This is a genomic window from Geodermatophilus sp. SYSU D01105, from assembly GCF_054050095.1.
The window spans coordinates 15,382-41,967 of sequence record NZ_JBJGYR010000036.1 but is presented as its reverse complement, the minus strand read 5'-3'; the positions used below and the strand labels follow the sequence as shown (position 1 = coordinate 41,967).

The window sequence follows — 26,586 nt, the reverse complement described above, 5'->3', positions numbered from 1 at the left end:
TTGATCCCGCCCTCGCGGTAGTGCAGGTCGGTGTGGCAGACCCCGCACGCCTGGATGTCGACGACCGCCTCACCCGGGCCGGGGTCGGGCACGATGATCGTCTCGACGGTGACCGGAGCACCCTTGCTGCGGGCGACGACGCCCTTCACCTCATAGGCCATGCGGGGAGCCTAGAACGGAGCCCGGGCGGGTCCACGTCCGCTCCCGGCATGCGGGAGCACCCCGGCCGGGGTCCTTGAACTCGCAACGATTCGGTCACGCTCACCGCGCGGTGCGTCCCGCCGAGACGTAGCGTTCCCGCTGGTCCGTGACCTGGGGCACTGACCCGTCCGCCGGGGGCGACCCGGCACCCACGAACCGGAGGTCCGCCCGTGGCAGTACCGAGCTTCCTGGCCCGCGAGCGCATCGTGGCCCGCCCCGGCTTCAACCGGTGGCTGATCCCGCCGGCGGCGCTGGCGGTCCACCTGTGCATCGGGCAGGCCTACGCCACCAGCGTCTACAAGACCGCGCTGGTCGAGGACTTCGGCACGTCCCAGACGGCGATCGGCATCGTCTTCTCGATCGCGATCGTCATGCTCGGCCTCTCCGCCGCGCTCTTCGGCACGTGGGTGGACCGCAACGGGCCCCGCGCGGCGATGTTCGTGTCGGCGTGCTTCTGGGTCACCGGCTTCCTCGTGGGTGGCCTCGGCATCGAGACCCGCCAGCTGTGGCTGCTGTACCTGGGCTACGGCGTCATCGGGGGCATCGGCCTGGGCATCGGCTACATCTCGCCGGTCTCCACCCTGATCAAGTGGTTCCCCGACCGGCCCGGCCTGGCCACCGGCATGGCGATCATGGGCTTCGGCGGCGGTGCACTGATCGCCTCGCCGCTCTCCCGGCAGCTGATGAGCTGGTACGACCCCGGGTACGACCCGGGCACCGCCGGCTCGGTGCCCAACGGCGGCGCCGTCGCGGCGCTGTTCTTCACCTTCGCCGCGGCCTACCTGGTCTTCATGATGTTCGGCGCCTTCATCGTGCGGGTGCCCGCCGAGGGCTGGAAGCCCGCGGGCTTCGACCCGTCGACGGTCAAGCAGAAGGCGCTGGTCACCACCGAGAGCGTGTCGGCCAACAACGCGATCAGGACGCCGCAGTTCTGGCTGCTGTGGGTCGTGCTGTTCTGCAACGTCACCGCGGGGATCGGGATCCTCGAGCAGGCCAGCCCGATGATCCAGGACTTCTTCCGCAGCGGGGACACCTCGACCGTCGCCGCGACCGCCGCCGCCGGCTTCGTCGGCGTCCTGTCGCTGTTCAACATGGCCGGCCGGTTCGTGTGGTCCTCGACCTCGGACTTCATCGGCCGCAAGCCGATCTACATGGTCTACCTGGGCGTCGGCCTGGTCATGTACGTGCTGCTGGCCACCATCGGCAGCAGCGCCACCTGGCTGTTCGTGCTGCTGGCCGCGGTGATCATCTCCTTCTACGGCGGCGGGTTCGCCACCGTCCCGGCCTACCTGCGCGACCTGTTCGGCACCTACCAGGTGGGTGCCATCCACGGCCGGCTGCTCACCGCGTGGTCGGCCGCCGGCGTCGCCGGGCCGCTGATCGTCAACAGCGTGCTCGACACCCAGGGCGAACCCGGCTCGCTCGTCGCGTCCAACTACCGCCCGGCCCTCTTCATCATGGTCGGGCTGCTCGCGGTCGGGTTCGTCGCCAACCTGCTGGTGCGCCCGGTGGCCAGCAAGTGGCACGAGCCGCACCGGGACGCCGCCACCACCCCGACCCGCGAACGGAGCACCGCCCGATGAGCACGCCGCTGCCGAAGCAGTCCGCCGACGGCCAGCCGCAGACCCACACCCCCGTGGGGCTGATCGCCTTCGCCTGGACGCTGGTCGGCGTCCCGCTGGCCTACGGGCTCTACCAGACGGTCAAGACCGCCCTCACCCTGTTCACCGGCTGAGCCGCGCCTCCACGACGACAGCGCCCCCCGTCCGCGGTCCGGACGGGGGGCGCTGTCGTGCTCGGGACGGCTCGTGGCGCTGCGGTCTGCCCTCAGGTGCCGCGGCTGACGGGCCGCAACGGAAGGTGTGGGGAGAGGTCGGCGCGGTTGCCGCTGGCACTGACGCGGCCCTCGGCGACGGCGGTGGCCCAGTCCAGCCGGCCGATGGCCAGCCGCAGCCAGGTCGCGGCATCGGTCTCCACCACGTTGGGCGGCGTGCCGCGGGTGTGCCGCGGCCCCGGGACGCACTGGACGGCGACGTGCGGCGGCACCCGCAGCTCCACCGACCGGCCGGGCACCTGCTGGGCCAGCCAGCGGGCGCTGGTCCTCACCGCGGCACCGACGACGGAGCGACCGGGCGGCTCGTCCTCCCCGGCCAGCCAGCCCAGCACCGGCTCGACCGCCGCCCGCAGCTCCTCGGCGGAGATGGGCGCGGCCATCAGCTGGTCGGGACGGTCCCCGCCGGCGCGCGGCCCACCGTGGCCTCGGGGGTGCCGAACAGCGCCGGCAGCGTCGCGCTCCAGGCGGCCCGCAGCTCGGCCAGCGGCAGCTCGGCCACCCCGTCCACGGCGAGCGCGTCGCCGCCGGTCGTCCCGAGCTCGGTGACGCCGACGCCGGCCCACTCGGCGGTGGCCCGCACTGCCTCGGGGTCGCTCGTGGTCACGACCGCGCGGGCGCCGGACTCGCTGAACAGCGCGGTGAAGGCGTCACCGGCCAGGGCCAGCCGGGCGCCGACGCCGTACCGCAGGGCCGACTCGGCGAGCGCCTGGGCCAGGCCGCCGTCGGCCAGGTCGTGGGCGGAGCTGACCAGGCCCTCCCGGCCGAGCGCGGCGAGCAACTCGCCCAGCGACCGCTCGGCCTCGAGGTCCACGGCCGGCGGGCGGCCGCCGAGGTGGCCGTGGACGACCGACGCCCACGCCGAGCCGCCGAACTCCGGCTTGGTCTCGCCGAGCAGGAGGACCGTCTCCCCCGCCGTCCGCCAGCCGGTGGGCACCCGCTTCCGCACGTCCTCGTGCACCCCGAGGACGCCGATGACCGGGGTCGGGTTGATCGCGACGTCGCCGGTCTGGTTGTAGAGGCTGACGTTGCCCCCGGTGACCGGCAGGCCGAGGTCGCGGCAGGCGTCGGCCAGACCGCGGACGGCCTCGGCGAACTGCCACATGACCTCCGGCTCCTCGGGCGAGCCGAAGTTGAGGCAGTTGGTGACCGCCAGCGGCCGCGCGCCGGAGACGGCGACGTTGCGGTAGGCCTCGGCCAGGTTGAGCTGCGTGCCGGTGTAGGGGTCCAGCCGGGCGTAGCGGCCGTTGCCGTCGAGGGCCAGCGCGATGCCGCGGTGCGTCTGCTCGTCGATGCGGACCACACCGGCGTCGTCGGGCTGGGCGAGCACGGTGTTGCCCCGCACGTAGCGGTCGTACTGCTCGGTGACCCAGGTCTTCTCGGCGCCGTCGGGGCTCGCGACGACGGCCAGCCAGTGGGCGACGAGCTCGTCGGCGGTCTCCGGGCGGGGCAGCGCGGCCGGGTCGTCGGCCTGCAGGCGGTCGAGGTCGGCCGGGCGCCGCATCGGCCGCTCGTACACCGGGCCCTCGTGCGCCACGGTGCGCGGCGGGACGTCGACGATGCGCTCGCCGTGCCAGTCGACGGTGAGCCGGTCGCCGGCGGTGACCTCACCGATGACGGTGGCCAGCACGTCCCACTTGCGGCAGACGGCGAGGAAGTCCTCGACCTTCTCCGGCTCGACGATCGCGCACATGCGCTCCTGCGACTCGCTCATCAGGATCTCGGCCGGGGTGAGCGTGCTGTCGCGCAGCGGCACCCGGTCGAGGTCGATGTGCATGCCGCCGGTACCGGCGCTGGCCAGCTCGGACGTCGCGCAGGACAGGCCGGCGCCGCCGAGGTCCTGGATGCCGGTGACGAGGTCGGCGGCGAAGATCTCCAGGCAGGCCTCGATGAGCAGCTTCTCGGTGAACGGGTCGCCCACCTGCACGCTCGGGCGCTTGGCCGGCCCCTCCTCGTCGAAGGTCTCGCTGGCCAGCACGCTGACGCCGCCGATGCCGTCACCACCGGTGCGGGCGCCGAAGAGGATGACCTTGTTGCCCACACCCTCGGCCTTGGCCAGCCGGACGTCCTCGTGCCTCATGACGCCGACGCACAGCGCGTTGACCAGCGGGTTGCCGGCGTAGCAGTCGTCGAACAGCAGCTCGCCGCCGATGTTGGGCAGTCCGAGGCAGTTGCCGTAGCCGCCCACGCCGGCGACGACCCCGGGCAGCACGCGCGCGGTGTCGGGGGCGTCGGCGCGGCCGAACCGCAGCGAGTCCATGACCGCCACCGGGCGCGCGCCCATGGTCAGGATGTCCCGGACGATGCCGCCCACCCCGGTCGCCGCGCCCTGGTAGGGCTCGACGTAGCTCGGGTGGTTGTGCGACTCGACCTTGAAGGTCACCGCGTAGCCGTCGCCGACGTCCACCACACCGGCGTTCTCGCCGATGCCGACCAGCAGCGCCTCGCTGCGGGGCAGGTCGCCGAAGCGGCGCAGGTGCACCTTGGAGGACTTGTAGGAGCAGTGCTCGCTCCACATCACCGAGTACATGGCCAGCTCGGCGGTGGTGGGCCGGCGGCCGAGGATCTCGGTGATGCGGGCGTACTCGTCGGCCTTGAGGCCGAGCTCGCGGTAGGGCTGCTCGACGTCCGCCGTCCGGGCCGCGAGCTCGACGGTGTCGAGCTGGTGCCGCAGCGGACCGGGCCCGGTGTCCAGGTCGGAGAGGCCCTGCGTCGCCGACTCGCTCATGCGCTCACGACCGCCTTCAGGACGGAGGTGAAGAAGCCAAGGCCGTCGGTGGACGGCCCGGTGAGGTCCTCGACCGCGTGCTCGGGGTGCGGCATGAGCCCCACGACCCGGCCGTCCTCGCTGGTGACCCCGGCGATGTCGTTCGAGCTGCCGTTCGGGTTGCCCTCGACGTACCGGACGGCGACCCGGCCCTCGCCCTCGATCCGCTCGAGGTCGGCGGGCGCGGCGACGTAGCGGCCCTCGCCGTTCTTCACCGGGACGACGATCCGCTGTCCGGTCTCGTAGGACGCCGTCCACGCGGTGTCGACGCGCTCGATGCGCAGCGCCTGGTCGCGGTTGCGGAAGTGCAGGTGGCTGTTGCGGGTCAGCGCGCCCGGGAGCAGGCCGGCCTCGCAGAGCACCTGGAAGCCGTTGCAGATGCCGAGGACCGGCATGCCCGTGCGTGCACGGTCGACGACGTCCTGCATCAGCGGCGCCCGCGCGGCGATGGCGCCGGCCCGCAGGTAGTCCCCGTAGGAGAACCCACCGGGGAGGACGACGGCGTCGACGTCCGCGAGGTCGTGCGACGCGTGCCAGAGCGCGACCGGCTCGCCACCGGCGAGCCGCACTGCGCGCGCTGCGTCGACGTCGTCCAGGGAGCCCGGGAAGGTGATGACACCGATGCGCACGGGGAGGTTCTCTCTCAGTCGGTCGACAGGTGGAGCTCGACGTCCTCGATGACCGGGTTGGCCAGCAGCGTCTCGGCGATCTGCTGCAGCTCGGCGCGGTCGGGGGTGCCCTCGACCTCGAGCACGAAGTGCTTGCCCTGGCGGACGCTGGTCACGCTGTCGTGGCCGAGCCGGCCCAGCGCTCCCAGCACCGCCTGACCCTGGGGGTCGGAGATCTCCGGCTTCAGGACGACGTCGACGACCACCTGGGGCACGCGGACGAGGGTACCGGGGTGGCGCAGCCCACCGGCCGGGGTGCGCGTGATGCTGGTCTCGGTCGGCGCCGTGCTGCTCCAGGTCGATCCCCCTGCTGCTCCGGTTCGGCTCTCGGCTGTTGCTCCGGTTCAGCTCTCCGCCGAGTCATGCGAAGTCGTGGCCATCGGGCCCGCATCGCCACGAGTTCGCATGACTCGACGCCGGTCAGCGCCCCGTGAGCGCCGTCCGCAGGGTCGCGAGCACCTGCTCGGGTCGCCCCAGCACGTCGGCCGACGTGAAGCGCAGGATCGTCCAGCCGGCGAGGACCAGCCCGTTCTGTCGCCGGACGTCGCTCACGAACACCCGCCGCTCGCGGTGCACGTCGCCGTCGAACTCCACCAGTACGCGCCGGTCCGGCCAGGCCAGGTCGACCCGCCCGAGAAAGGCGCCGGCCGCATCGCGGACGACGTGCTGCAGGTCGGGCGCCGGGAGTCCCGCCTCGAGGATGAGCCAGCGCAGGACCGACTCCATCGGCGACCCCGCCCGCCGGTCCGCCACCCGCAGCACCCGCCGGGCGGTGCGGACTCCCCGAGCCCCGCGGCCGGCCTCGAGGAGGCGGTCGAACGCGTCCCGTGGGTAGTGGCGGGCCGGCATCTGGTCGCTGACCGCCAGCAGCGCGGCCGCGGGCAGCGTGGCAGCCAGGTCGAGCCAGGTCCGCCCGGGCGAGGTGACGTCCACCCCGGCCCGGCGGGCGAGCTGCCGACCCGGCAGTGCCGCGGTGTGCACCCGGCGGTCGGCGCGGTGCCGGATGCGGGTTCCGGGCGGGACGGTGAGGTGCACCCGGCCGTCGTCCGGCACGAGCGGCACCTCCAGCCCCCAGAGCGCTGCGGCGGTGAGGTGGCTGACCACGGCCGATGCGGGCGCGCCGAGCAGGACCGCGGCCACCCGTGCCCGCACGTCGTCCGCGACCGGACGGGGCAGGTAGGTGTCCCGGGACGAGCGCAGGACCTCCCGGTGCCGCAGGTGCCAGTCGGTGACGCCCTCGGCACGGGCGCGACGTCGGTCGGTCGGCCGGAGGACCCTGGACGGGACACGGGGTGGAGGCACCGCGGGAGCGTGCCGCGACCAGTCCTGTGGCCGCGGGCGCTGTCCACAGCTCCACCGAGTCATGCGAACTCGTGGCCATCGAGCCCGCAGCGCCACGAGTGCGCATGACTCGGCGAGCAGCGGGCCGGATCAGCCCGCGAGCAGCGACCACACGGCGTCGGGGGCCTCCCAGTGGGCGTTGTGGCCGGCGCCCTCGACCAGCACCGCGCCCGGGTCCACCCGCCGCATCGCGGCCAGCCCCACCATCGGGTCGGCCGACCCCGCCGCCAGCCGCAGCGGCGCGACCGCCCGCGACAGCACCTCCTCGACCGACGGGCCCACCGCCCCGAACGCCCGCAGGTCCAGCGCGGGGGTGTACCCGCCGTCGGTCTCCCGGACGCCGGCCAGCGCGACCGCATCGTCGGGCGCGACCAGCCCGGAGAGCCCGGCCAGCCGCAGGTGCCGCTCGGCGGCCTCGGCCACGGTGGGCAGCACCGTGGGCGGGCGGACGGCGAGCGACCGGGCGCGGGCCACCTCCTCGTCGGTCCAGTCGATCTTGACGCCGACGGCGACCACCCGCTCGACGTCGACGCCGTACCAGCCGCCGGCGAGGACCGCCCCGACCACCCCGCCGAAGGAGTGCCCGAGCACGGTCACCCGCGCGGCGCCGAGGGCCACGGCCAGCCCCGCCACGTCGGCGGCGTGCACGGCGTACCCGTACGGCGGCTCGGCGACCGACCGGCCGTGGCCGCGCAGGTCCGGCACCGCCCACGAGCCCCGCCAGTCGCGCTCGACCAGCGGGAGCAGCCGGTCCCACACCGCGCCCGTGGCGCCGAGGCCGTGGAGCAGGACGAGCAGGTCGTCCCCGGAACCGCCGGAGCGGTACGCGATGCCCGAGTGTGTCCGCATCAGGAGAAGGGAGTGCCGGTGAGCTTCTCGTAGGCGGTCACGTAGCGCTCGCGGGTCGCGGCCACCACGTCGGCGGGCAGCTCCGGCGGCGGGGAGACGCGGTCCCAGCCGGAGGACGTCAGCCAGTCGCGCACGTACTGCTTGTCGAACGACGGCTGCGCCGCGCCCGGTGACCAGGTGATCGCCGGCCAGAACCGCGACGAGTCCGGGGTGAGCACCTCGTCGCCGAGGGTCAGCCGCCCGCTGCGGTCCAGGCCGAACTCGAACTTGGTGTCGGCGAGGACGATCCCGGCCTGCTGCGCCAGCTCCGCGCCGCGCCGGTACAGGGCGAGCGTCAGCTCCCGCAGCTCGGCGGCGCGCTCGGCTCCCACGGCCGCCTCCACCGCGGCGAAGTCGATCGCCTCGTCGTGCTCCCCGAGCTCGGCCTTGGTGGAGGGCGTGAACACCGGCTCGGGCAGCCGTGAGCCCTCCACGAGGCCCGCCGGCAGGGCGACGTCACGGATGGACCCGGTGCGCCGGTACTCGGCGGTGCCCGACCCCGACAGGTACCCGCGGGCCACGCACTCGACCGGCAGCATCGACAGCCGGCGCACCAGCATCGCCCTCCCCGCGACGGCAGCCGGCACGTCCGTGGCCGAGAGCAGGTGGTGCGCGGCGCCGAAGGACTCCAGCACCGGGGCCAGCTGCTCGAACCACCAGACCGACAGCGCCGTCAGCACCCGCCCCTTGTCGGGGATCGGCGTGGGCAGCACGTGGTCGTAGGCCGAGATCCGGTCGGAGGCGACCAGCAGCAGCCGATCGTCGCCGGCGTCGTAGACCTCCCGCACCTTGCCGCGGGCGACCAGGGGCAGGTCGACGGTCACGTCAGGGCAGCCACGCGCTCGAACAGCGGGTCCAGGTTCGTCACGTACCGCTCCGGCCGGCAGATCTCGTCGAGCCGCTCCTCGTCCAGGGTCACCCCGGCGGCCTTCGCCCGCGCCCGCAGCGTCTCCCGGAACGGCGTCCGGGTGTTCCACGTCTCCATCGCCGCGGACTGCACCAGCGCGTAGGCGTCCTCGCGCGACAGGCCGCCCTCGACCACCTCGAGCAGCACGGACGACGTGTAGATCAGCCCGCCGGTGGACTCCAGGTTGGCGCGCATCCGGTCGGCGTCCACGACGAGGTTCTCCACCAGGCCGGTGGTCAGGTGCAGCAGGTAGTCGGTGGTGATGGCGGCGTCGGGGAGGAACACCCGCTCGGTGGAGGAGTGCGAGATGTCCCGCTCGTGCCACAGCGGGATGCCCTCCATCACCGGGACGACGGCGGCGCGCACCACGCGGGCCAGCCCGGCGATGCGCTCGGAGCGGATCGGGTTCTTCTTGTGCGGCATCGCGCTCGAGCCCTTCTGGCCGGAGCCGAAGGCCTCCGAGAGCTCGCGCACCTCGGTGCGCTGCCCGTGCCGCACCTCGAGCGCGACCGTCTCGCAGACCGTCGCGATGATCGCCAGGGCGGCGACCCACTCGCTGACCGAGTCGCGCAGCACCACCTGGGTCGACGCGTCGGCCGGCTGCAGCCCGAGGGCGTCGGCCACGGCGACCTCGACCGACGGGTCGATCAGGGAGTAGGTGCCGACGGCGCCGGAGATCGCCACCACCCCGACCCGCTCGCGGGCGGCCCGCAGCCGGTCACGGGAGCGGGCGGCGGCGAAGGCGATGTCGGCGACCCGGTGGCCCCAGACGTCGGGCTCGGCGTGCACCCCGTGGGTGCGGCCGACCTTGATGGTGTGCCGGTGGGCCAGCGCGTGGTCGCGCAGGACCGCCACCAGCCGGTCGAGACGGGCCAGCAGCAGGTCGGTGGCCTCGGTCAGCTGGACGGCGAGCGCGGTGTCGAGCAGGTCCGACGACGTCATGCCGTGGTGCACGTAGGCCGCGGCCGACCGGGGCGTGGTGTTGTCGGCCCACGCGGTGAGGAAGGCGATGACGTCGTGCTGCGTCGTCTCCTCGATCTCGGCGACCCGCTCGGGCGTCGGCGGCGGGGCGTTGCGCACCGGCTCCACCACGTCCGCGGGCACCCGCCCGGCCGCGGCGTGCGCCTCGAGCACCAGGGTCTCGACCCGGCACCACAGCTCGTACTTGTGCTGGTCGCTCCAGACCCGCCCCATCTCGGGGAGGGTGTACCGCTCGATCATGCGGGTACCGCCCGCACCCGGTCAGCTCGTCGCACCACGGGAACAGTCTCCCGTAGGGCTAGCGTGATCATGTACCGCCCCTACTGCCCGCCGGAGGTGTCGATGCTGCGACGGGCGAGTTCCCTGGTCACCCGGGCGCGCGAACGCATCCGCGCCGCCGCGGAGGCCGATCCCCACGGTTGGCCGGAGCGGGACGACGACCGGGCGATCCTGGTCCACGACGACCTCCCCGCCGACCCCGCACCCGAGCCGGGCGAGGACGACGAGCCGCCGCTGGGCAGCCCGGAACCGGGCGCCCCCGACCTGGACGGCCCGATCGGCCCCGGTGGGGTCAGCGGCCCCCCGGGAGGAGCGCGCACGCACCGCACCGGCCCGAACGCCCGCCGTCTCACCGGTACCGGCCGGCGTGCCACCGACGACGCCGTCCCGACGGCGCTGCGCGTCGCCGCCTCCTGGTCCTGGCGGCTGATCGTCGTCCTGGCCGGCCTCTGGGCGCTGCTGTACGCGGCCGCCTACGTCGCCGTCGTCGTGGTCCCGGTCTTCGTGGCACTGCTGCTGGCGGCCCTGCTGCAGCCGGGTGCCGCCGCGCTGGTCCGGCACGGGTGGCCGCGGTCGCTCGCCGCCCTGGCCATGCTCATCGTCGGCCTGGGCGTGGTGGCCGGGATCATCACGCTGGTCGTCAACCAGTTCATCGCCGGCTTCCCCGACCTCGCCGACCAGGTCAGCCGGGGGCTCACGCAGATCCGCGACTTCGTCGTCGACAGCTTCCCGGTGTCGGAACGCCAGATCGACGAGGCCCTGACCGCCGCGCAGGACGCGCTGGTGTCCAACCGCGACACCCTGACCTCGGGGGCGCTGACCACCGCGGCCACCGTCGGGGAGGTCTTCACCGGCATCGTCCTGGCGCTGTTCACGCTGTTCTTCTTCCTCAAGGACGGCCGGTCCATCTGGCTGTGGCTGGTCGGCCTCTCCCCGGCCGGCGCCCGCGCCTACATCGACGAGGCCGCCCGCCGCTCGTGGCGCACGCTCATCTCCTACGTCCGGGCCACGGTGGCGGTCGCCCTGGTCGACGCCATCGGCATCGGCATCGGACTGGCGGTGCTGCGCGTGGACTTCGTCATCCCGCTGGCCGCGCTGGTGTTCCTGGGCGCCTTCATCCCGATCATCGGGTCGTTCCTGGCGGGGTCTGTGGCGGTGCTCGTGGCCCTGGTGACCAAGGGGCCGATCACCGCGCTGATCGCGCTGGCCATCGTGGTGCTGGTCATGCAGCTGGAGGGGCACGTCCTGCAGCCCCTGCTGCTGGGCCGGGCGGTGCGGGTGCACCCGCTGGCCGTCGTCCTCGCCATCGCCGCCGGCCTGCTCGTCGCCGGCATCTTCGGAGCGCTGATCGCCGTGCCCCTGGTGGCCTGCGCCAACGTCGCCGGCACCTACCTGGCCCGTCGGCACGACGGGCCGCGACCACCCGAACCGCGTCCCGAGCGGGCGCGCCGGGTGGTCACCGCCGAGTGATCAGCCGGCGGGGCCCTGCAGGGGGCCGGCCCTGGACGGGGCCGGACCCGACCTCCTGACCGCTCAGCGCGCGGTGATCCTGCCCTCGACCGCGGCCAGCGCGATGTCGGTGCGCCAGTGCGCGCCGGCCAGCCGGACGGCGGCCACCCGCTCGTAGGCCCGCTGCCGGGCCGCGGCCAGGTCCTCGCCGACGGCGGTCACCGCCAGCACCCGCCCCCCGGCGGACCGGACCGTCCCGTCCGCGTCGAGAGCGGTCCCCGCGTGCAGCACCCCCTCCGCGTCGGCCCCGGTGACCGGGTCGCCCGTGCGCGGCCGCTCCGGGTAGCCCTCCGCGGCCACCACCACGGTGACCGCGGCGCCGGGACGCCAGCGCAGCGGCGGGTGGTCGGCCAGCGTGCCGGTCGCCGCGGCGTGCAGCAGCCCGCCCAGCGGGGTCTCCAGCAGCGGCAGCACCACCTGCGTCTCCGGGTCGCCGAAGCGGGCGTTGAACTCCACCACCCGCACACCGCGCGAGGTCAGCGCCAGGCCCGCGTAGAGCAGGCCCGCGAACGGCTCCCCGCGGCGGCGCATCTCGTCGACCGTCGGCTGCAGCACGGTGGCCAGCACCTCGTCGACCAGGCCGGGCGGTGCCCACGGCAGCGGGGCGTAGGCGCCCATCCCGCCGGTGTTGGGCCCGGCGTCGCCGTCGTCGCGGCGCTTGGCGTCCTGCGCCGGCAGCAGCGGCAGGACCGTCGTCCCGTCGGTGACGGCGAACAGCGACACCTCGGGCCCGTCGAGGTACTCCTCGACCAGCACGGCCCCGCCGGCGTCGAGCACGCGACGGCCGTGGGCGAGGGCGGCGTCCCGGTCGGGAGTGACGACGACACCCTTGCCGGCGGCCAGCCCGTCGTCCTTGACCACGTAGGGCGAGCCGGCCTCGTCGAGCGCGGTTTCCAGCTCGGCGGGGCCGCCGACCGGCCAGGAGCGGGCGGTGGGCACGCCGGCGGCGGCCATGACGTGCTTGGCGAAGGACTTGCTGCCCTCGATCTGCGCGGCCTGCGCCGACGGGCCGAAGCAGGCGATGCCGGCGTCGCGGACGGCGTCGGCGGCGCCCGCCACCAGCGGCACCTCCGGCCCGACGACGACGAGGTCAGCCCCCCAGCCGGTGGCGGCCGCGGCGACCGCGACCGGGTCGGCGACGTCGACCGGCAGGGCGTCGGCGACCGCCCGCGTGCCGGCGTTGCCCGGCGCGCAGGCCAGGGCGGTCACCGCCGGGTCGTTCTGCAGAGCGACGCACAGGGCGTGCTCCCGGGCTCCGGAGCCGATGACGAGCACGCGCACGGACGGCGACCCTACCCACCTCGGGGGTCAGCGCAGCCGGTTGGGCTGGGCCCGCATCGCCCGGTGCAGCGCGCGGACGCGGGCGTGCTCGGCGGCCCGCGCCCGGGCGTCGGCCCGCAGCTCCTGCCGGCGGGCCTCGGCCTGCAGCTTGCGCCAGGCGGTGTACCGGGCGGGGTCGAGCCGGCCGTCGGCGATGGCGGCGGCGACCGCGCAGCCGGGCTCGCCGCGGTGCCCGCAGTCGCGGAACCGGCAGCCGGCGGCGAGCTCGGTGACGTCGGCGTAGGCGGTGTCGATGCCCTCGTCGTCGACCAGGCCGAGCTCGCGCATGCCGGGGGTGTCGACCAGCAGGCCCCCGCCGGGCAGCAGGTGCAGCTCGCGGGCGGTCGTGGTGTGCCGGCCCCGCCCGTCGCTCTCCCGCACCGCGCCGGTGGCGATCAGCGGGCGCCCGAGCAGCGCGTTGGCCAGGCTGGACTTGCCGACACCGGAGGGGCCCACCATCGCCGCCGTCCGCCCCGGGCCGACGAGCGCGCGGACCTCCTCGACGCCCGCACCGGTCACCGCGCTGACGGCCCGGACCTCGACGCCGAGCACGTCCTCGGCCACGGCGCGCACCGCGGCGGGGACGTCGTCGCACAGGTCGGCCTTGGTGAGGACGACGACCGGCGTGGCCCCGCTGCCCCACGCCACGGCCAGGTACCGCTCGAGGCGCCGGAGCCGCGGCGCCCCGGCCAGGGCGTCGACCACCAGGACCGTGTCCAGGTTCGCCGCGACCACCTGCTCGGCCGACGCCCGGCCCGCCACGACGCGGCTGAACGCCGTCCGCCGGGGCAGCACCGCCACGGCGAGCTCCCCGCGCAGGGCCACCCAGTCCCCCACGGTCGCCCCGCCGTGCTCGTGCAGCGTGGCCGCGAGGACGGCGCGCACCTCCCCGCCCGCGGTGAGGACGGTGAGCCGGCCGCGGTCGACCCGGGCCACGCGGCCGGGGACGGTGTCGGGCGGCAGCTCGGCCACCCGGTCCGGCGTCCAGCCCAGGAGTGAGAGTTCGGTCACGGCGGCATGGTCCCGCGCAGGTCAGGACGCTGTCGTCCGAATTGTCAGCGAACCACCGGGCGGCGTTCGCGTTCTGTTCAGGTGCCTGCGGTGTTGTAGAGGACATGCACGCGATCGAGTCGCTGGCAACCCGTCCGGCGACCGGCCTCCGCCGTCCCGTCGTCGTGGGGCACCGTGGTGCCCCGACCTACCGTCCCGAGCACACCGCGGCGAGCTACGAGCTGGCCATCGACCTGGGTGCCGACCTCATCGAGCCCGACGTCGTCGTGAGCCGCGACGGGGCGCTCGTCGTCCGGCACGAGAACGAGCTCTCCCACTCCACCGACGTCGCCGGCCGGCCGGAGTTCGCCGAGCGGCGGACCACCCGCGAGGTGGACGGTCGCGAGCGCGTCGGCTGGTTCACCGAGGACTTCACCCTCGAGGAGCTGCGCACCCTGCGCGCCATCGAGCGCATGCCGGCACTGCGGCCGCTCAACACCACCTACGACGGTCGCTTCGGCGTCCTCACCCTCGCCGAGGTCGTCGAGATCGCCCGCCGCCGCTCGACCGCCGAGCGGCAGGTCCGCGTGCTGGCCGAGCTGAAGAAGCCCAGCTGGTTCGAGGCACAGGGCCTGCCGATGACCGACCTGGTCGCCGCCGAGCTGCGCCGCCTCGGGGCGGCCACGCCCGACGGGACGGTCGTGGTGCAGTCCTTCGACGCCGCGGCGCTGCGCCGGCTGCGCGCCGACCTCGGTTCCGGGGGTCCCACGATGCTGCAGCTGGTGGACGACGACGCCTCCGACGACCGGCTGGTCACCCCGGCGGGCCTGCGCGAGGTCAGCACCTACGCCCAGGGGATCGCGCCGAGCCGGCACCGCATCCTGCTGCGGGACGCCGACCAGGCGCTGACCGGCGTCTCCGACCTCGTGGCCCAGGCCCACCGCGCCGGGCTGCTCGTCGTCCCGTGGACGCTGCGGCCGGAGAACGCCTTCCTGCCCCGCCACCTGCGCCGGGGCACCGACCCGATCGGGCCGGGCGACGCCCAGACCGAGGCGCGCCTGCTGCTGGCTCTCGGCGTCGACGGGCTGATCACCGACGCCCCCGAGGTCGCCGTCCGGGCCCGCGCCGAGCTGCAGTCCGCCGCGCTGGCCCCTCTCCGCCGGCCGTAGCGGAGTGTGGGGGTGCAGGGATCCCTGCACCCCCACACTCCGCTTCACCCGATGAGGTCGTGGATGACGACGTTCTCGTCGCGGCCCGGCCCGACGCCGATGACGCTGATCCGGGCGCCCGAGAGCTCCTCCAGCCGGCGCACGTAGGCCTGCGCGTTGGCCGGCAGCTCCGCGAAGGTCCGGCAGTGCCGGATGTCCTCGGACCAGCCCGGCATCTCCTCGTAGACCGGCGTGGCGTGGTGGAAGTCGGTCTGGGTCATCGGCATCTCGTCGTGCCGGACGCCGTCGACGTCGTAGGCGACGCAGACCGGCACCGTCCCCAGCCCCGACAGGACGTCGAGCTTGGTGAGGAAGTAGTCGGTGATGCCGTTGACCCGGCTGGCGTACCGCGCGATGACGGCGTCGAACCAGCCGCAGCGGCGGTCGCGGCCGGTGGTGACGCCCACCTCGCCGCCCTGCGTGCGCAGGTAGTCGCCGTTGGCGTCGAACAGCTCGGTCGGGAACGGCCCCGAGCCGACCCGGGTCGTGTAGGCCTTGAGGATGCCGACCACCCGCTGGATGCGGGTCGGCCCGATGCCCGAGCCGGTCGCCGCGCCGCCCGCGGTCGGGTTGGACGACGTCACGAACGGATACGTGCCGTGGTCGACGTCCAGCAGCGTGCCCTGGGAGCCCTCCAGCAGCACCCACTCGCCCGCGTCGAGCGCACGGCCGAGGAGCAGCCGGGTGTCGGCGATGCGGTCCTTGAGCTGCTCGGCGTACCCGGCGTACTCCTCGACGACCTCGTCGACGTCGATCGCCTTGCGGTTGTAGACCTTGACCAGGACCTGGTTCTTCTCGACCAGGGTGCCCTCGAGCTTCTGCCGCAGGATCGACAGGTCCAGCAGGTCGGCCACCCGGATGCCGGTGCGGGCCACCTTGTCGCCGTAGGCGGGACCGATGCCGCGGCCGGTCGTGCCGATCTTGCGCTTGCCGAGGAACCGCTCGGTGACCCGGTCCAGCGCCCGGTGGTGGGGCATGATCAGGTGCGCGTCGGCGGAGATCACCAGTCGCGAGGTGTCCACACCGCGCTCCTCGAGGCCGGCGAGCTCCCCGATGAGCACCTCGGGGTCGACGACGACGCCGTTGCCGATGACCGGGGTGCAGCCGGGGGTGAGGATCCCCGACGGGATCAGGTGCAGCGCGTACCGCTCCCCGTCGGGGGTGATCACGGTGTGGCCGGCGTTGTTGCCCCCCTGGTAGCGCACCACGTAGGGCACGCGACCCCCGAGCAGGTCGGTGGCCTTCCCCTTGCCCTCGTCGCCCCACTGGGCGCCGATCAGCACGACAGCCGGCATCGGTAGCTCAGATCCCCTCGAGTCATCGGCACCGGCGGATGACCGGCTGGCAGGTGGCAGGGTATCCGCATGTCGCTCGTCGAGTTCGACCTGCGCGGCCTGGAGCCCGGGCAGGCACCGTCGCGGGAGGCGGTCGCGCCGGCCACCGAGGCCGACGCGCTGCTGGTCCGCGGCCCGGTGCCCGCGCTGGCGGCGGTGCTGGCGACGCTGCACAAGGCCGGCCGCACCGCCGCGGTCCCGGTGTCGTGGGAGCCGGCCGACGACCCGCCGTCCACCGGGCTGGCCCGGGCGCTGGGTGTGGGCACCGGGAACGAGCGGGAGCTGGGCCTGGTGCGCGACGACCACGGCGGGGTGCTGCTGCACCACGGCCGGGTGGAGGCGGCCGGCGACGACCGGCGCGGGTTCCTCGGCCGGCGGCTGGGGGCGCAGGCCCACAACGACGAGGTCAAGGTGGCCGACGGCGAGATCACCCGCATCGACGTCCGGCCCGACTGGCGGGCCGTGGACACCCTCGCGGTGGTGGTGATGACGCTGCCGCTGCGACCGACCCGGCGCACCACCGGCCGGGCGGTGCAGATCGCCTGCGACCCCGCCCGCGTCACCCGGGACGGCGTCGTCTACCCGCGCCCGGTCAGCCGGTGGACCTGGTACGCCGACGACCGCGTCCGCTGGCGCCTGCGCCCCTGAGAGGACCCCCGTGCCCCGCTCCGCCGGGTCCCGCCCGAGCGGAGCGCGGGATCGGCGGGGTCGGTGCCTCCCATCGTGGACACTGGGGACACCCCCGCCAGCAGGAGGCCCCGCTGCCGACGTCCCGCCCGCGATCGTGACCGCGCACGGTCTGCCCTCGTTCGGCCCCTCACCGGCCACGCTGGCCCCTGCCCGCGGACGGCGGCTCATCGACCGGGTCTTCGCCCGCCCCAGCCTCGCGGCGTTCGCCGGGCTGGTCGTCGTGCTGCTGTTCTTCGGCCCGCTGGCCCCGGGCCTGCTCAGCAGCGGTGGGCTGGCCAGCGTGCTGGACTCCGCGGCGCTGCTGGGCATCGGCGGGGTCGCGGTGGCGATGCTGCTCGTCTCCGGCCACTTCGACCTGTCCATCGGCATGGTGGCCGTGGGCGGCGCGCTGCTCACCGGACTGCTCATCGTCCAGGCCGGCTGGGACGCCTGGCCGGCGCTGGTCGCCTCGCTGGCCGCCGCGCTGCTGGTCGGTCTGGTCAACGGCTGGCTGGTGGTCGCGACCCGGCTGCCGAGCTTCCTGGTGACGCTGGCGACCTTCCTCGTGCTGCAGGGGGTCGCGCTGGCCGGTACGCGGGCGCTCACCGGCTCGGTGCGCATCGAGGGGGTCGGCGCCGCCCCGGGCTGGTCGTCGGTGACGGCGGTCTTCGGCTCGACGGCCCAGCTGGGGGACGGCCGCTTCCGGATCGCGGTCCTGTGGTGGCTGCTGCTGACCGCGTGGGCGGCGTGGGTGCTCTGGCGGACCCGCTTCGGCAACGCGGTGTTCGCCGTCGGAGGTGCCCGGCGGGCGGCGCGGGAACTCGGCGTCCCCGACCGGCGGACGACGATCGTCCTCTACTGCTGCACCGCGGCGGCCGGCTGGCTCATCGGCACCCTCGGCGTGGTCCGGCTCGGCGGCGTCCAGGCCACCACCGGGCTGGGGTCGGCGGTCGACTTCGTGGTCGTCGCGGTGATCGGGGGCTGCCTGCTGACCGGTGGCTACGGCTCGGCGGTGGGTGCGGCCATCGGGGCGCTGGTCTACGCCGTCGCCGAGCAGGGGGTCGCCCTGGCCGGCTGGGACCCGCGCTGGTTCGAGGCGTTCCTCGGCGTCCTGCTGCTCGTGGCGCTGCTGGCCAACAGCGTCGTCCGGGAGCGGTTGCGGGCGGTGCCCCGGTCGTGACCGAGGACGTGCCGTCCCCCGCGGTGCTGCAGCTGCGCGCGCTCAGCGTGCACCACGGCAGCGTCGCGGCGCTGGCCCGGGTGACCGCGGCCTTCCGGTCGGGGGAGATCACCTGCGTGCTCGGCGAGAACGGGTCGGGGAAGTCCACGCTGGTCTCGGTGCTCTCCGGGCTCCTCCGGCCCGACGAGGGCGAGCTGCTGTTCGACGGCCGGCCGGTGCGCTTCCGCTCCCCCCGGGCGGCCCGGGCGGCCGGCATCGCGACCGTCTGGCAGGACCTCGCGGTCGCGCCCCTGCTCTCGGTGTGGCGGAACTTCTTCCTCGGCGTCGAGCCCACCCGAGGGACGTGGCCGCTGCGCCGGCTGGACCTCGCCGCCGCGCGCGAGGCCACGGTGCGGGCGATGACCCGGGTCGGCGTCATCGGGATCGACCCCGACCTGCCGGCGGCCGCTCTGCGCGCCGGCGAGCGGCAGAGCCTGGCGATCGCGCGGGCACTGCACTTCGGTGCCCGGGTCCTGGTCATCGACGAGCCCACCGCGCCGATGACGATCGGCCAGCACACCCTGGTCGGGCAGGCGGTGCTGTCGGCCCGCGCGCAGGGGCTGGCCATCGTGGCGGTGACCAGCAACCCGCGGTACGCGCACCTGATCGGCGACCGCTTCCTGCTGCTGGCGCACGGCCACGTGGCCGGCGACCTGACGCGTGAGGACGTCGACGCTGACGTCCTCACGCGCCTGATGGCCGGGGGCGACGAGCTGAACTCGCTCACCTCGCGGCTGCGTCAGCTGCACCCCGAGCTCGACGACCGCTAGTCGCCCCGTCCCGAGGCCCGCGCCGAGCGGAGCGAGGGGGACGGGGCCCTCGCTCAGGTGAAGACGCTCACCCCGCCCGGCCCGACGAGCAGGCCGACCACGATGAGCACGATGCCCCACAGCAGCTGCCGCCGGACTATCGCGACGATGCCGGCGACGACGAGGACGACGGCGAGGATCCAGAGAAGAGTCGCCATGCAACACCTCCGGGAACGGGCGTCCCGACTGGGACGCGGGAACAGAGCGTAGCGCCGGATCGAGAATCCGCACGTCGATCGATCACGCACCGTGACACGGGTTTCGACGACTCGCCCGCGTCCCCAGGTCTGGGGTCGGGCCCCCGGCCCTGCAGGGCTACGACGACGGGACCACGGTGTCCTGGATGGAGCCGGCCGTGGAGGGCGGGCCTGCTCGCCCGGGTGGCGGGCGTCGCGCTGGCCCTGGGCGCCCGGCGGCACGGGGCGCCCGCCCCGCGGCCCGTCCGGGAGCGCGCGGCCGTCGGGGGCTGGAGCGACGCCGGCCCGGGGCGGTCAGGCCGGGTGGACCAGCCGCTGCAGCAGGTCGACGTGCCAGTCGACCTGCACCCGCCGGCCGACGTGTCCACCGGGCCGGACCAGGTCGAACCGGGTGAGGACCGCTCCGGCGTCGGCCCACAGCAGCGCCAGGTGGCCGGGCGCCGGGCGGGGCTCGTCGGGCCGGTCGTCGAGGTGCAGCTGCAGCTGGCGGCTGGGCGCCTGCCGGTAGAAGGCACGCAGACCGTCGGTGGCGGCGGCGGGCAGCTCCCCGTCGTCGGACCGCCAGACCCGGACGACGTCGGCCGGTGTGCGCAGGATCAGCCCGCTCATGGGCAGGCCGAGGTTGTCGGTGCCGGTGTCGGCGAGCTCCAGCTGCAGCGCCACGAGGGGGTCGGGGAGCTCCTCGTCCTCGGGCCGGGCGCCCCAGGGCTTGAGCCGCTCCATCGCCTCGCGCCGGACCAGCTGGTGGTCGAGGTGCCGGTCGGCCGAGGGGTTCCAGCCGCGCTCGGCGTGGATGGCCGCGCTCACCGCGACGCCGGCGGACAGCGCCCGGTGGACGGCCAGCAGCAACGGCCGCAGCCGGTCGATGACGGCCTTCGGCGAGTGCTCTCCGGTCACGGGGACCGGTCTACCCGACGACGCCCCGGCTCCGCGCCGCCGGACCTCCCGCGGCGGGTGAGAGGCTGCGGGGGCTGCCCGCGACCGGGCCGGCCCACCCCGTGCGACCAGGGAGCCCGACCGCATGACCGCGACCACCCTCGGCTCGCTGGGGGCGGTCACCCTCGTCCTCCTGGTGCTCGCCGCCTTCGCCGCCGGGTGGGTCGACGCGGTGGTCGGCGGCGGCGGGCTGGTCCAGCTGCCCGCGCTGCTGCTGGTGCCCGGCATGGAGACCGTCCAGGCGCTGGCCACGAACAAGATCTCCAGCGCCATGGGCACGGCGACGAGCGCGGCCACCTACTACCGGCGGGTGCGGCCGGGGCTGGCGACGGCGCTGCCCATGGCCGCGGTGGCGGCGATCGGGTCCGCGGGGGGCGCGCTGTCGGCCGCCGCGGTTCCCGACGGCGTGCTCGAGCCGGTCGTGCTGGTGGCCCTGGTGGTGGTGGCCGTCTACACCCTGGTGCGGCCCGCCGTCGGGGACGTCACCCGGCTGCGGTTCAGCGGCCACCGGCACACGGTGGCCGCCGGCGTGGTGGGGGCGGTGATCGGCTTCTACGACGGCATCGCCGGCCCCGGCACGGGCGCGTTCCTGGTCTTCGCCCTGGTCGGGCTGCTGGGCTTCGCGTTCCTCGAGGCGAGCGCGACCGCCAAGGTCGTCAACCTGGCCACCAACGTCGGCGCGCTGGTCGTCTTCGCGATCGACGGGTCGGTGCTGTGGGCGCTGGGCCTGGTCATGGGCGTGGCCAACCTGGCCGGCGGCTACCTCGGCGCCCGGACCGCCGTCGGCGCCGGCAGCCGCTTCGTCCGCGTCGTCTTCCTGGTCGTCGTCGGTGTGCTGATCGTCCGCCTGGCCTGGCAGCTGCTGCGCGGCTGAGCGACCCGTCCCCGGCGGCGGCGACGGCGGTCGCCGCCCCCGGGGCCTCGGGGTCAGGGAGCCAGGGTGGGGTCGCTGTCGCGCAGCAGCTCGGTGAGCCGCTCCTGCTCCGCGGTCTCGCCGATGGCCTCCGCGGCCCGCGCCAGCGCCGTCACGCAGCGCAGGTACCCCCGGTTGGGCTCGTGCGACCACGGCACCGGGCCGTGGCCCTTCCAGCCGTTGCGGCGCAGCGCGTCCAGCCCGCGGTGGTAGCCGGTACGGGCGTAGGCGTAGGCCTCGATGGTGTCGCGGAGCTGCCGCTCCGGGCGGTCGAGCGCCTCCTCGGCCAGCGCCGCCCACGCCGCACTCACCGTGGGGTGGCGCGACGCCACCTCGGCCGCCGGCGTGCCCGCGGCCAGCTCGGCGTCGGCCTCGGGGTTGGCCGGCAGCAGCGTGGCCGGGGGCTCGCCGAGCAGGTTGACGTGTGAGTGCGTCATGCGCTCTGCGACTGGCCGGCCGACAGCAGGTCCTCGCACGCCTCGACGACGCGGGCGGCCATGTTGGTCTCGGCGAGCTTCATGTAGGTGCGCGGGTCGTAGGTCTTCTTGTTGCCGACCTCCCCGTCGACCTTCAGGACGCCGTCGTAGTTGGTGAACATGTGACCGGCGACGGGGCGGGTGAACGCGTACTGGGTGTCGGTGTCGACGTTCATCTTCACCACGCCGTAGGACAGCGCCTCGCGGATCTCCGACTGCAGCGAGCCCGAGCCGCCGTGGAAGACGAAGTTGAACGGCTTGGCGCCCTCGCCCAGGCCGAACTCCTGGCTGACGACGTCCTGGCCCTGCTTGAGGACCTCCGGGCGCAGCTTGACGTTGCCGGGCTTGTAGACCCCGTGCACGTTGCCGAAGGTGGCCGCGAGCAGGTAGACGCCGCGCTCACCGAGGCCGAGCGCCTTGGCGGTGGCGACGAAGTCCCCGGGGGCGGTGTAGAGCTTCTCGTTGATGTCGTGCGCGACGCCGTCCTCCTCGCCGCCGACGACGCCGATCTCCAGCTCGAGGACGATCTTGGCCGCGGCGGCCTTGTCGATCAGCTCCTCGGCGATCTCCAGGTTCTCCTGCAGGTCGATCGCCGAGCCGTCCCACATGTGGGACTGGAACAGCGGCGCCTGCCCGGCGTCCACCCGGTCCTGGGAGAGGGCGATCAGCGGGCGTACGTAGGCGTCGAGCTTCTCCTTGGGGCAGTGGTCGGTGTGCAGCGCGACGTTGACCGGGTACTTCTCGGCGACGACGTGCGCGAACTCGGCCAGGGCGACCGCGCCGGTCACCATCTCCTTCACGCGGGTGCCCGAGGCGAACTCCGCGCCGCCGGTGGAGAACTGGATGATGCCGTCGCTGCCGGCGTCGGCGAAGCCGCGCAGGGCCGCGTTGACCGTCTCCGAGGAGGTGCAGTTGATCGCCGGGTAGGCGAAACCGCCCTCCTTGGCCCGGCTGATCATGTCGGCGTAGACCTCTGGGGTCGCGATGGGCATGCGAGGCACTCCTCTGCGTCGGGGACGGCGCTTGCTCGGCGGCCAGTATCCCGCCGCCGCTCCACGCGGCGACACCCGCTACTCGGCAGGCTCCACGCGCAGGCCCAGCGCGGTCACCAGCGTGACCGCACCGACGACGTCGACCCGCGCACCGGCCAGCTCGGCGCGCCGGGGGTCGAGCGCGGACAGGTCGCTGCCGCGCAGGTCCGCGCCGGACAGGTCGGCGCCGGACAGGTCGGCGGCGGAGAGGTCCAGCTGCGTCAGCGTCGCGCCGGCGGCGGAGACGCCGGTCAGGTCGGCCTCGCGCATCCGGACGCCGTGCAGGCCGGCGCGGCGGAGGTCGGCCTCCGGCAGGGCGACGAACGACCAGTCGCCGCCGGTCGCGGTGAGCAGGTCGAAGGTGCACCGCTCGAACCGCGAGCCGACCAGCTTGCAGTCGGTGAGGGTGGCGTCGAAGAACGAGCAGCCGGTGAAGGTGCAGTTCAGGAACGCCGCGCCGGTGTAGCGGGCCAGGTTGAACCGGCAGTCGCGGAACACGCAGTCGGTGAAGGCCGCCCCCTCACCGGTGGTCTCGGACAGGTCGACGCCGCTGAGGAGGACGCCGGTGTGCTCGTGACCGGAGAGGTCCTCGCCGTACCAGTCCGCACCCCGCACCTCCCCACCGGTCGTCATCCCCGCTCCGCCCGGCTGGCCACCCGGGCGGCCACCAGGACCGGGTCGTGGACCGGGGAGAACGGCGGCGCGTAGGAGAGGTCGGAGCCGGCGAACTCCTCGGCGGTCAGGCCGGCCCAGATCGCCGTCGCCAGGACGTCGATCCGCTTGCCGCTGCCGGCGCCGCCGACGACCTGCGCGCCGAGGAGCCGCCCCGAGTCGCGGTCGCTGACCAGCTTCACGGCGATCGGCTCGGCGCCGGGGAAGTAGCCGGCGCGGGTCGTGCTCTCGATCGTCTCGGTCCGGACGTCGTAGCCGGCCCGCTCGGCCTGGGTGGTGCACAGGCCGGTGCGGCCGATCTCGAGGCTGCCGATCGCCGTGAGCGCGGTGCCCAGGACGCCCTCGAACCGAGCCGGCCGGCCGCCGATCACCGAGCCCGCGACCCGGCCCTGCTTGTTGGCGTGCGTGCCGAGCGCGACGTGCACCGGGTCGCCGGTGAGCCGCGAGAACGTCTGCGCGCAGTCCCCCGCGGCGAACACCTGCGGGTGCGAGCGGCTGCGCTGCGTGCGCTCGACGTCGATCGCCCCCGTCGGGCCCAGCCGCAGGCCGGCGTCCCGGGCCAGCGCCACCTCCGGGCCCATGCCCAGGCCCAGGACGACGAGGTCGCAGGGGTAGCTGCCGGCGTCGGTGCGCACCGCCCGGGCCACTCCGTCGGCGTCGGCCTCGATCTCCCGCACCGGCTGCTCGGTCTGCACGTCGATGCCCATGTCGCCCATCGCCTTGCAGACCCGCTCGCCCATGTCGGCGTCCAGCAGGCCCATCGGCAGCGGGTCGGCGAGCACGACGGTCACCGACAGCCCGCGGGCGTGCAGCACGTCGGCCATCTCCAGGCCGATGTAGCCACCACCCAGGACGACCGCCCGGCGGGCCCCGGCCGCGAGCGCGGCCCGGATGTCGGCGCCGTCGGCCAGCCGGTGGACGCCGTGCACGCCGGCGGCGTCCAGGCCCGGGACCGGTGGCCGCAGCGGCCGGCCGCCGGTGGCCACGACCAGGGAGTCGTAGCCGAGGACCTCGCCGGTGCTGGTCCGCACCGTGCCGGCGTCGAGGTCGATCGCCTCGGCCCGCGTGCCGGTGCGGACGTCGATGTCCTGCGCGGCGAACTCGTGCGGCGTGCGGGCGATCAGCCGGTCCCGGTCGGGCACCACGTCGCCGACCCAGTAGGGGATGCCGCACGCGGAGTAGGAGACGTCGGACCCCTGCTCGAGGACGGTGACGGCGAGGTCGGCGGCACCGCGCAGCCGTCGGGCCTGCGCGGCCGCGGACATCCCCGCGGCGTCCCCTCCGACGACGAGCAGCCGTTCTGCGCTCATGGCCTCAGGCTGGCAGGCGGCGCAGCACCTTGCCGGGGTTGAGCAGCCCGTCGGGGTCGAGAGCGCCCTTGATCGACCGGTGCACCTCCAGCGACACCGGGCCGACCTCCCGCTCCAGCCAGTCGACCTTCAGCGAGCCGACGCCGTGCTCGCCGGTGATCGTGCCGCCCAGGGAGAGGCCGAGCTCGAGGATGTCGTCGAACGCGGCGAACGCCCGGTCGCGCTCGTCGGCGTCGACCGGGTCGAAGCAGATGGTGGGGTGCATGTTGCCGTCACCGGCGTGCCCGACGACGCCGACGGTGAGCCCCCGCTCGCCCGCGATGGCGTCGCAGCCGTCGATGAACGCCGCGATCCGCGACCGCGGCACCGCGACGTCGTCGATCAGCGTGGTGCCCAGCCGCTCCAGGGCCGGCAGGGCCATGCGGCGGGCGGCCAGCAGCAGGTCGCCCTCGGCGGGGTCGTCGGTGGTGTGCACGAAGTCGGCCCCGGCGTCCCGGCACAGCTGGGCGAGGGCCTCGATCTCCCGGGCGGCGGCCTCCCCGCCGGTGTCGGACTGCGCCACCAGCAGCGCGTGCGCGTCGCGGTCGAGGTCGGCACGCAGCAGGTCGTCGACGGCGCAGATGCAGGTGTTGTCCATGACCTCCAGCAGGCTGGGCACCAGGCCGCTGGTGACCACCTGCTCGACGACCTGGCCGGTCTGCGCGGTGGTGCCGAAGGTGGCGGCCAGGGTGACCGGCCGCTGCGGGGCCGGGCGCAGCGCCAGGGTCGCCTCGGTGATGACGCCGAGGGTGCCCTCCGAGCCGACGAACAGCCGGGCCAGGTCGTAGCCGGCGACGCCCTTCACGGTGCGCCGCCCGGTGCGCAGCACCCGCCCGTCGGCGAGCACGACCTCGAGGCCGAGCACGTAGTCGGTGGTGACGCCGTACTTGACGCAGCACAGCCCACCGGAGTTGGTGGAGAGGTTGCCGCCGATCGTGCACCAGTCGTAGCTGGAGGGGTCCGGCGGGTAGAACAGCCCGGAGCCGGCCACGGCGTCGCGCAACTGCTTGTTGACCACGCCGGGCTGGACGACGGCCAGCCGGTCGGCCGGGGACACCTCCAGGACGGCGTCCATGCGGGTCATCACCAGCGTGATCGCCCCGTCGACGGCGTTGCTGGCCCCGGCCAGGCCCGATCCCGCCCCGCGGGGGACGACGGGCACCCCGTGCCGGCTCGCGACCCGCATGACCGCGGCGACCTCGGCGGTGGTGCGGGGGAAGACCACCGCGGCGGGGGTGCCGGCCTCGGCGAGCATGGCCTGGTCGCGCGCGTAGGAGGCGGTGACGTCGGGGTCGGTCAGGACGCTGTCGTTGCCCAGGGCGTCGGCCAGCTCGGCCACCCACGCCGTCGTCACCGTGGTCATGGTCACACCCTATGTGACCGTCGGCACCGGGGAGCCCAGGTCGGAGGCCCGACCCGGCCGGCCCCGTCCGAGGCTCCCCGCCGCTCCCGTCCCGGGTCGCGCCCCGAGCCGGCGGAGGGTGGGGAGGACGGGGTCCTCCTACAGGCCCAGGTCGGTGAGGGTGTACGCGGCGCGGTACTCCAGGCCGGCCGCCTCGACCGCGGCCCGCCCGCCGCGGTCGACGATCACCGCGACCGCCACCGGCTCGGCCCCGGCCTCCCGGAGCGCCTCGACCGCGGTCAGCGGGCTGGAGCCGGTGGTGGAGACGTCCTCCACCACGAGGACGGCGCGCCCGTCGACGTCCGGGCCCTCGATCCGCCGCTGCAGCCCGTGCGCCTTGCCGGCCTTGCGGACGACGAACGCGTCGAGGAAGCCCTCACCGGCGGCCGCGGCGTGCAGCATCGCCGTCGCGACCGGGTCCGCGCCGAGGGTGAGCCCGCCGACGGCGTCGTAGCGCAGGTCGCCGGTCAGCTGGCGCATCACCCGCCCGACCAGCGGCGCGCCCTCGTGGTGGAGGGTGAGCCGGCGCATGTCGATGTACCAGTCGGCCTCGCGCCCGGAGGACAGGGTGACCCTCCCGTGCACCACGGCGAGCTCGACGATGAGCTCGAGCAGCCGGTCGCGGTCGGGGGTGCTCGCGGGAGCCGTCATGCGCCCGACCCTAGAAGGACCCGCTCCGCCCACCCCTC

The 26,586-nt window shown here is 74.8% G+C and carries 27 protein-coding genes; 8 read left to right on the top strand and 19 right to left on the bottom strand.

Going from position 1 to position 26,586, the window contains the following annotated elements:
- Window positions 1-371: 371 nt before the first annotated feature.
- Together ACI79I_RS23285 and ACI79I_RS23280 are read left to right on the top strand one after the other, a co-directional pair.
- Window positions 372-1,784, top strand: coding sequence for an L-lactate MFS transporter (locus ACI79I_RS23285; RefSeq protein WP_456994758.1), 1,413 nt, complete (start codon window positions 372-374; stop codon window positions 1,782-1,784).
- Window positions 1,781-1,936, top strand: a complete 156-nt coding sequence (locus ACI79I_RS23280; RefSeq protein ID WP_456994756.1) for an MFS transporter small subunit — start codon at window positions 1,781-1,783, stop codon at window positions 1,934-1,936. The genes ACI79I_RS23285 and ACI79I_RS23280 overlap by 4 nt, the downstream gene beginning before the upstream one ends.
- A gap of 92 nt (window positions 1,937-2,028) precedes the next feature.
- Here the strand turns inward: ACI79I_RS23280 and ACI79I_RS23275 are convergent, their stop codons facing one another.
- The 8 genes from ACI79I_RS23275 to purB all read right to left on the bottom strand — a co-directional run bounded on the left by ACI79I_RS23275 (window position 2,029) and on the right by purB (window position 9,824).
- The gene (locus ACI79I_RS23275) at window positions 2,029-2,415 is read right to left on the bottom strand and encodes a sterol carrier family protein (protein WP_456994754.1); all 387 of its coding nucleotides are present in this window, start codon (window positions 2,413-2,415) and stop codon (window positions 2,029-2,031) included.
- Complete coding sequence (gene purL / locus ACI79I_RS23270; protein WP_456994752.1) at window positions 2,415-4,760, bottom strand: phosphoribosylformylglycinamidine synthase subunit PurL; 2,346 nt, start codon at window positions 4,758-4,760, stop codon at window positions 2,415-2,417. Before purL ends, ACI79I_RS23275 begins: the two co-directional genes overlap by 1 nt.
- Window positions 4,757-5,428, bottom strand: coding sequence for a phosphoribosylformylglycinamidine synthase subunit PurQ (purQ, locus tag ACI79I_RS23265; RefSeq protein ID WP_456994750.1), 672 nt, complete (start codon window positions 5,426-5,428; stop codon window positions 4,757-4,759). The genes purL and purQ overlap by 4 nt, the downstream gene beginning before the upstream one ends.
- Window positions 5,429-5,442: 14 nt before the next feature.
- Window positions 5,443-5,682 (bottom strand): phosphoribosylformylglycinamidine synthase subunit PurS, encoded by a 240-nt coding sequence (gene purS, locus ACI79I_RS23260; protein ID WP_456948418.1) that lies wholly within the window; start codon window positions 5,680-5,682, stop codon window positions 5,443-5,445.
- Between the two features lie 205 nt (window positions 5,683-5,887).
- Entirely contained in the window at window positions 5,888-6,769 is an 882-nt protein-coding gene (locus tag ACI79I_RS23255) for a DUF559 domain-containing protein (RefSeq protein WP_456994748.1), read from the bottom strand.
- A 129-nt stretch (window positions 6,770-6,898) separates the two neighbouring features.
- Window positions 6,899-7,657: an alpha/beta fold hydrolase gene (locus ACI79I_RS23250; RefSeq protein WP_456994746.1), complete on the bottom strand. Its 759-nt coding sequence runs from the start codon at window positions 7,655-7,657 to the stop codon at window positions 6,899-6,901.
- A complete protein-coding gene (locus tag ACI79I_RS23245; RefSeq protein ID WP_456994744.1) occupies window positions 7,657-8,520 on the bottom strand; it encodes a phosphoribosylaminoimidazolesuccinocarboxamide synthase in 864 nt (287 codons plus the stop codon). Before ACI79I_RS23245 ends, ACI79I_RS23250 begins: the two co-directional genes overlap by 1 nt.
- A complete protein-coding gene (purB, locus tag ACI79I_RS23240) occupies window positions 8,517-9,824 on the bottom strand; it encodes an adenylosuccinate lyase (RefSeq protein ID WP_456994742.1) in 1,308 nt (435 codons plus the stop codon). The genes ACI79I_RS23245 and purB overlap by 4 nt, the downstream gene beginning before the upstream one ends.
- A 69-nt stretch (window positions 9,825-9,893) precedes the next feature.
- Here purB and ACI79I_RS23235 point away from each other — a divergent pair, with 69 nt between their 5' ends.
- Window positions 9,894-11,333: an AI-2E family transporter gene (locus tag ACI79I_RS23235; RefSeq protein WP_456994760.1), complete on the top strand. Its 1,440-nt coding sequence runs from the start codon at window positions 9,894-9,896 to the stop codon at window positions 11,331-11,333.
- A gap of 63 nt (window positions 11,334-11,396) precedes the next feature.
- Here ACI79I_RS23235 and purD read toward each other — a convergent pair whose 3' ends face one another.
- A complete protein-coding gene (purD, locus tag ACI79I_RS23230; RefSeq protein WP_456994740.1) occupies window positions 11,397-12,653 on the bottom strand; it encodes a phosphoribosylamine--glycine ligase in 1,257 nt (418 codons plus the stop codon).
- 27 nt (window positions 12,654-12,680) lie between these two features.
- Window positions 12,681-13,703 carry a ribosome small subunit-dependent GTPase A gene (gene rsgA, locus ACI79I_RS23225; RefSeq protein ID WP_456994738.1) on the bottom strand — a complete coding sequence of 341 codons (1,023 nt, stop codon included), beginning with the start codon at window positions 13,701-13,703 and terminating at the stop codon, window positions 12,681-12,683.
- Between the two features lie 104 nt (window positions 13,704-13,807).
- On the opposite strand from rsgA, the gene ACI79I_RS23220 reads away from it, so the two are divergent.
- On the top strand, window positions 13,808-14,851 hold the full coding sequence (locus ACI79I_RS23220; protein ID WP_456994736.1) for a glycerophosphodiester phosphodiesterase family protein: 1,044 nt from the start codon (window positions 13,808-13,810) through the stop codon (window positions 14,849-14,851).
- A gap of 44 nt (window positions 14,852-14,895) precedes the next feature.
- Here ACI79I_RS23220 and ACI79I_RS23215 read toward each other — a convergent pair whose 3' ends face one another.
- Window positions 14,896-16,185 carry an adenylosuccinate synthase gene (locus ACI79I_RS23215; protein ID WP_456994734.1) on the bottom strand — a complete coding sequence of 430 codons (1,290 nt, stop codon included), beginning with the start codon at window positions 16,183-16,185 and terminating at the stop codon, window positions 14,896-14,898.
- A gap of 69 nt (window positions 16,186-16,254) precedes the next feature.
- Between ACI79I_RS23215 and ACI79I_RS23210 the strand changes: the two genes are divergently transcribed.
- The 3 genes from ACI79I_RS23210 (at window position 16,255) to ACI79I_RS23200 (ending at window position 18,882) form a co-directional block, all read left to right on the top strand.
- Window positions 16,255-16,872 (top strand): hypothetical protein, encoded by a 618-nt coding sequence (locus tag ACI79I_RS23210; RefSeq protein WP_456994732.1) that lies wholly within the window; start codon window positions 16,255-16,257, stop codon window positions 16,870-16,872.
- Window positions 16,873-17,008: 136 nt separating this feature from the next.
- On the top strand, window positions 17,009-18,073 hold the full coding sequence (locus ACI79I_RS23205) for an ABC transporter permease (protein ID WP_456994730.1): 1,065 nt from the start codon (window positions 17,009-17,011) through the stop codon (window positions 18,071-18,073).
- Entirely contained in the window at window positions 18,070-18,882 is an 813-nt protein-coding gene (locus ACI79I_RS23200; RefSeq protein ID WP_456994728.1) for an ATP-binding cassette domain-containing protein, read from the top strand. The genes ACI79I_RS23205 and ACI79I_RS23200 overlap by 4 nt, the downstream gene beginning before the upstream one ends.
- Window positions 18,883-18,935: 53 nt before the next feature.
- On the opposite strand, the gene ACI79I_RS23195 is transcribed toward ACI79I_RS23200, so the two are convergent.
- Together ACI79I_RS23195 and ACI79I_RS23190 are read right to left on the bottom strand one after the other, a co-directional pair.
- Complete coding sequence (locus ACI79I_RS23195; RefSeq protein ID WP_012950741.1) at window positions 18,936-19,079, bottom strand: GPGG-motif small membrane protein; 144 nt, start codon at window positions 19,077-19,079, stop codon at window positions 18,936-18,938.
- A gap of 333 nt (window positions 19,080-19,412) precedes the next feature.
- Complete coding sequence (locus tag ACI79I_RS23190; protein WP_456994726.1) at window positions 19,413-20,015, bottom strand: hypothetical protein; 603 nt, start codon at window positions 20,013-20,015, stop codon at window positions 19,413-19,415.
- 124 nt (window positions 20,016-20,139) lie between these two features.
- On the opposite strand from ACI79I_RS23190, the gene ACI79I_RS23185 reads away from it, so the two are divergent.
- Complete coding sequence (locus ACI79I_RS23185; RefSeq protein WP_456994724.1) at window positions 20,140-20,928, top strand: TSUP family transporter; 789 nt, start codon at window positions 20,140-20,142, stop codon at window positions 20,926-20,928.
- Window positions 20,929-20,981: 53 nt separating this feature from the next.
- On the opposite strand, the gene ACI79I_RS23180 is transcribed toward ACI79I_RS23185, so the two are convergent.
- From ACI79I_RS23180 to pyrE, 6 genes are all read right to left on the bottom strand, one after another.
- A complete protein-coding gene (locus tag ACI79I_RS23180) occupies window positions 20,982-21,404 on the bottom strand; it encodes a DUF3151 domain-containing protein (RefSeq protein WP_456994722.1) in 423 nt (140 codons plus the stop codon).
- Entirely contained in the window at window positions 21,401-22,435 is a 1,035-nt protein-coding gene (fbaA, locus tag ACI79I_RS23175) for a class II fructose-bisphosphate aldolase (protein WP_456994720.1), read from the bottom strand. The genes ACI79I_RS23180 and fbaA overlap by 4 nt, the downstream gene beginning before the upstream one ends.
- Before the next feature lie 78 nt (window positions 22,436-22,513).
- On the bottom strand, window positions 22,514-23,107 hold the full coding sequence (locus tag ACI79I_RS23170; protein WP_456994718.1) for a pentapeptide repeat-containing protein: 594 nt from the start codon (window positions 23,105-23,107) through the stop codon (window positions 22,514-22,516).
- On the bottom strand, window positions 23,104-24,456 hold the full coding sequence (locus ACI79I_RS23165) for an FAD-dependent oxidoreductase (protein ID WP_456994716.1): 1,353 nt from the start codon (window positions 24,454-24,456) through the stop codon (window positions 23,104-23,106). The genes ACI79I_RS23170 and ACI79I_RS23165 overlap by 4 nt, the downstream gene beginning before the upstream one ends.
- Window positions 24,457-24,460: 4 nt before the next feature.
- Window positions 24,461-25,858, bottom strand: coding sequence for an FAD-binding oxidoreductase (locus ACI79I_RS23160; RefSeq protein ID WP_456994714.1), 1,398 nt, complete (start codon window positions 25,856-25,858; stop codon window positions 24,461-24,463).
- Between the two features lie 138 nt (window positions 25,859-25,996).
- The gene (gene pyrE, locus ACI79I_RS23155) at window positions 25,997-26,548 is read right to left on the bottom strand and encodes an orotate phosphoribosyltransferase (protein ID WP_456994712.1); all 552 of its coding nucleotides are present in this window, start codon (window positions 26,546-26,548) and stop codon (window positions 25,997-25,999) included.
- Between the last annotated feature and the right edge of the window lie 38 nt (window positions 26,549-26,586).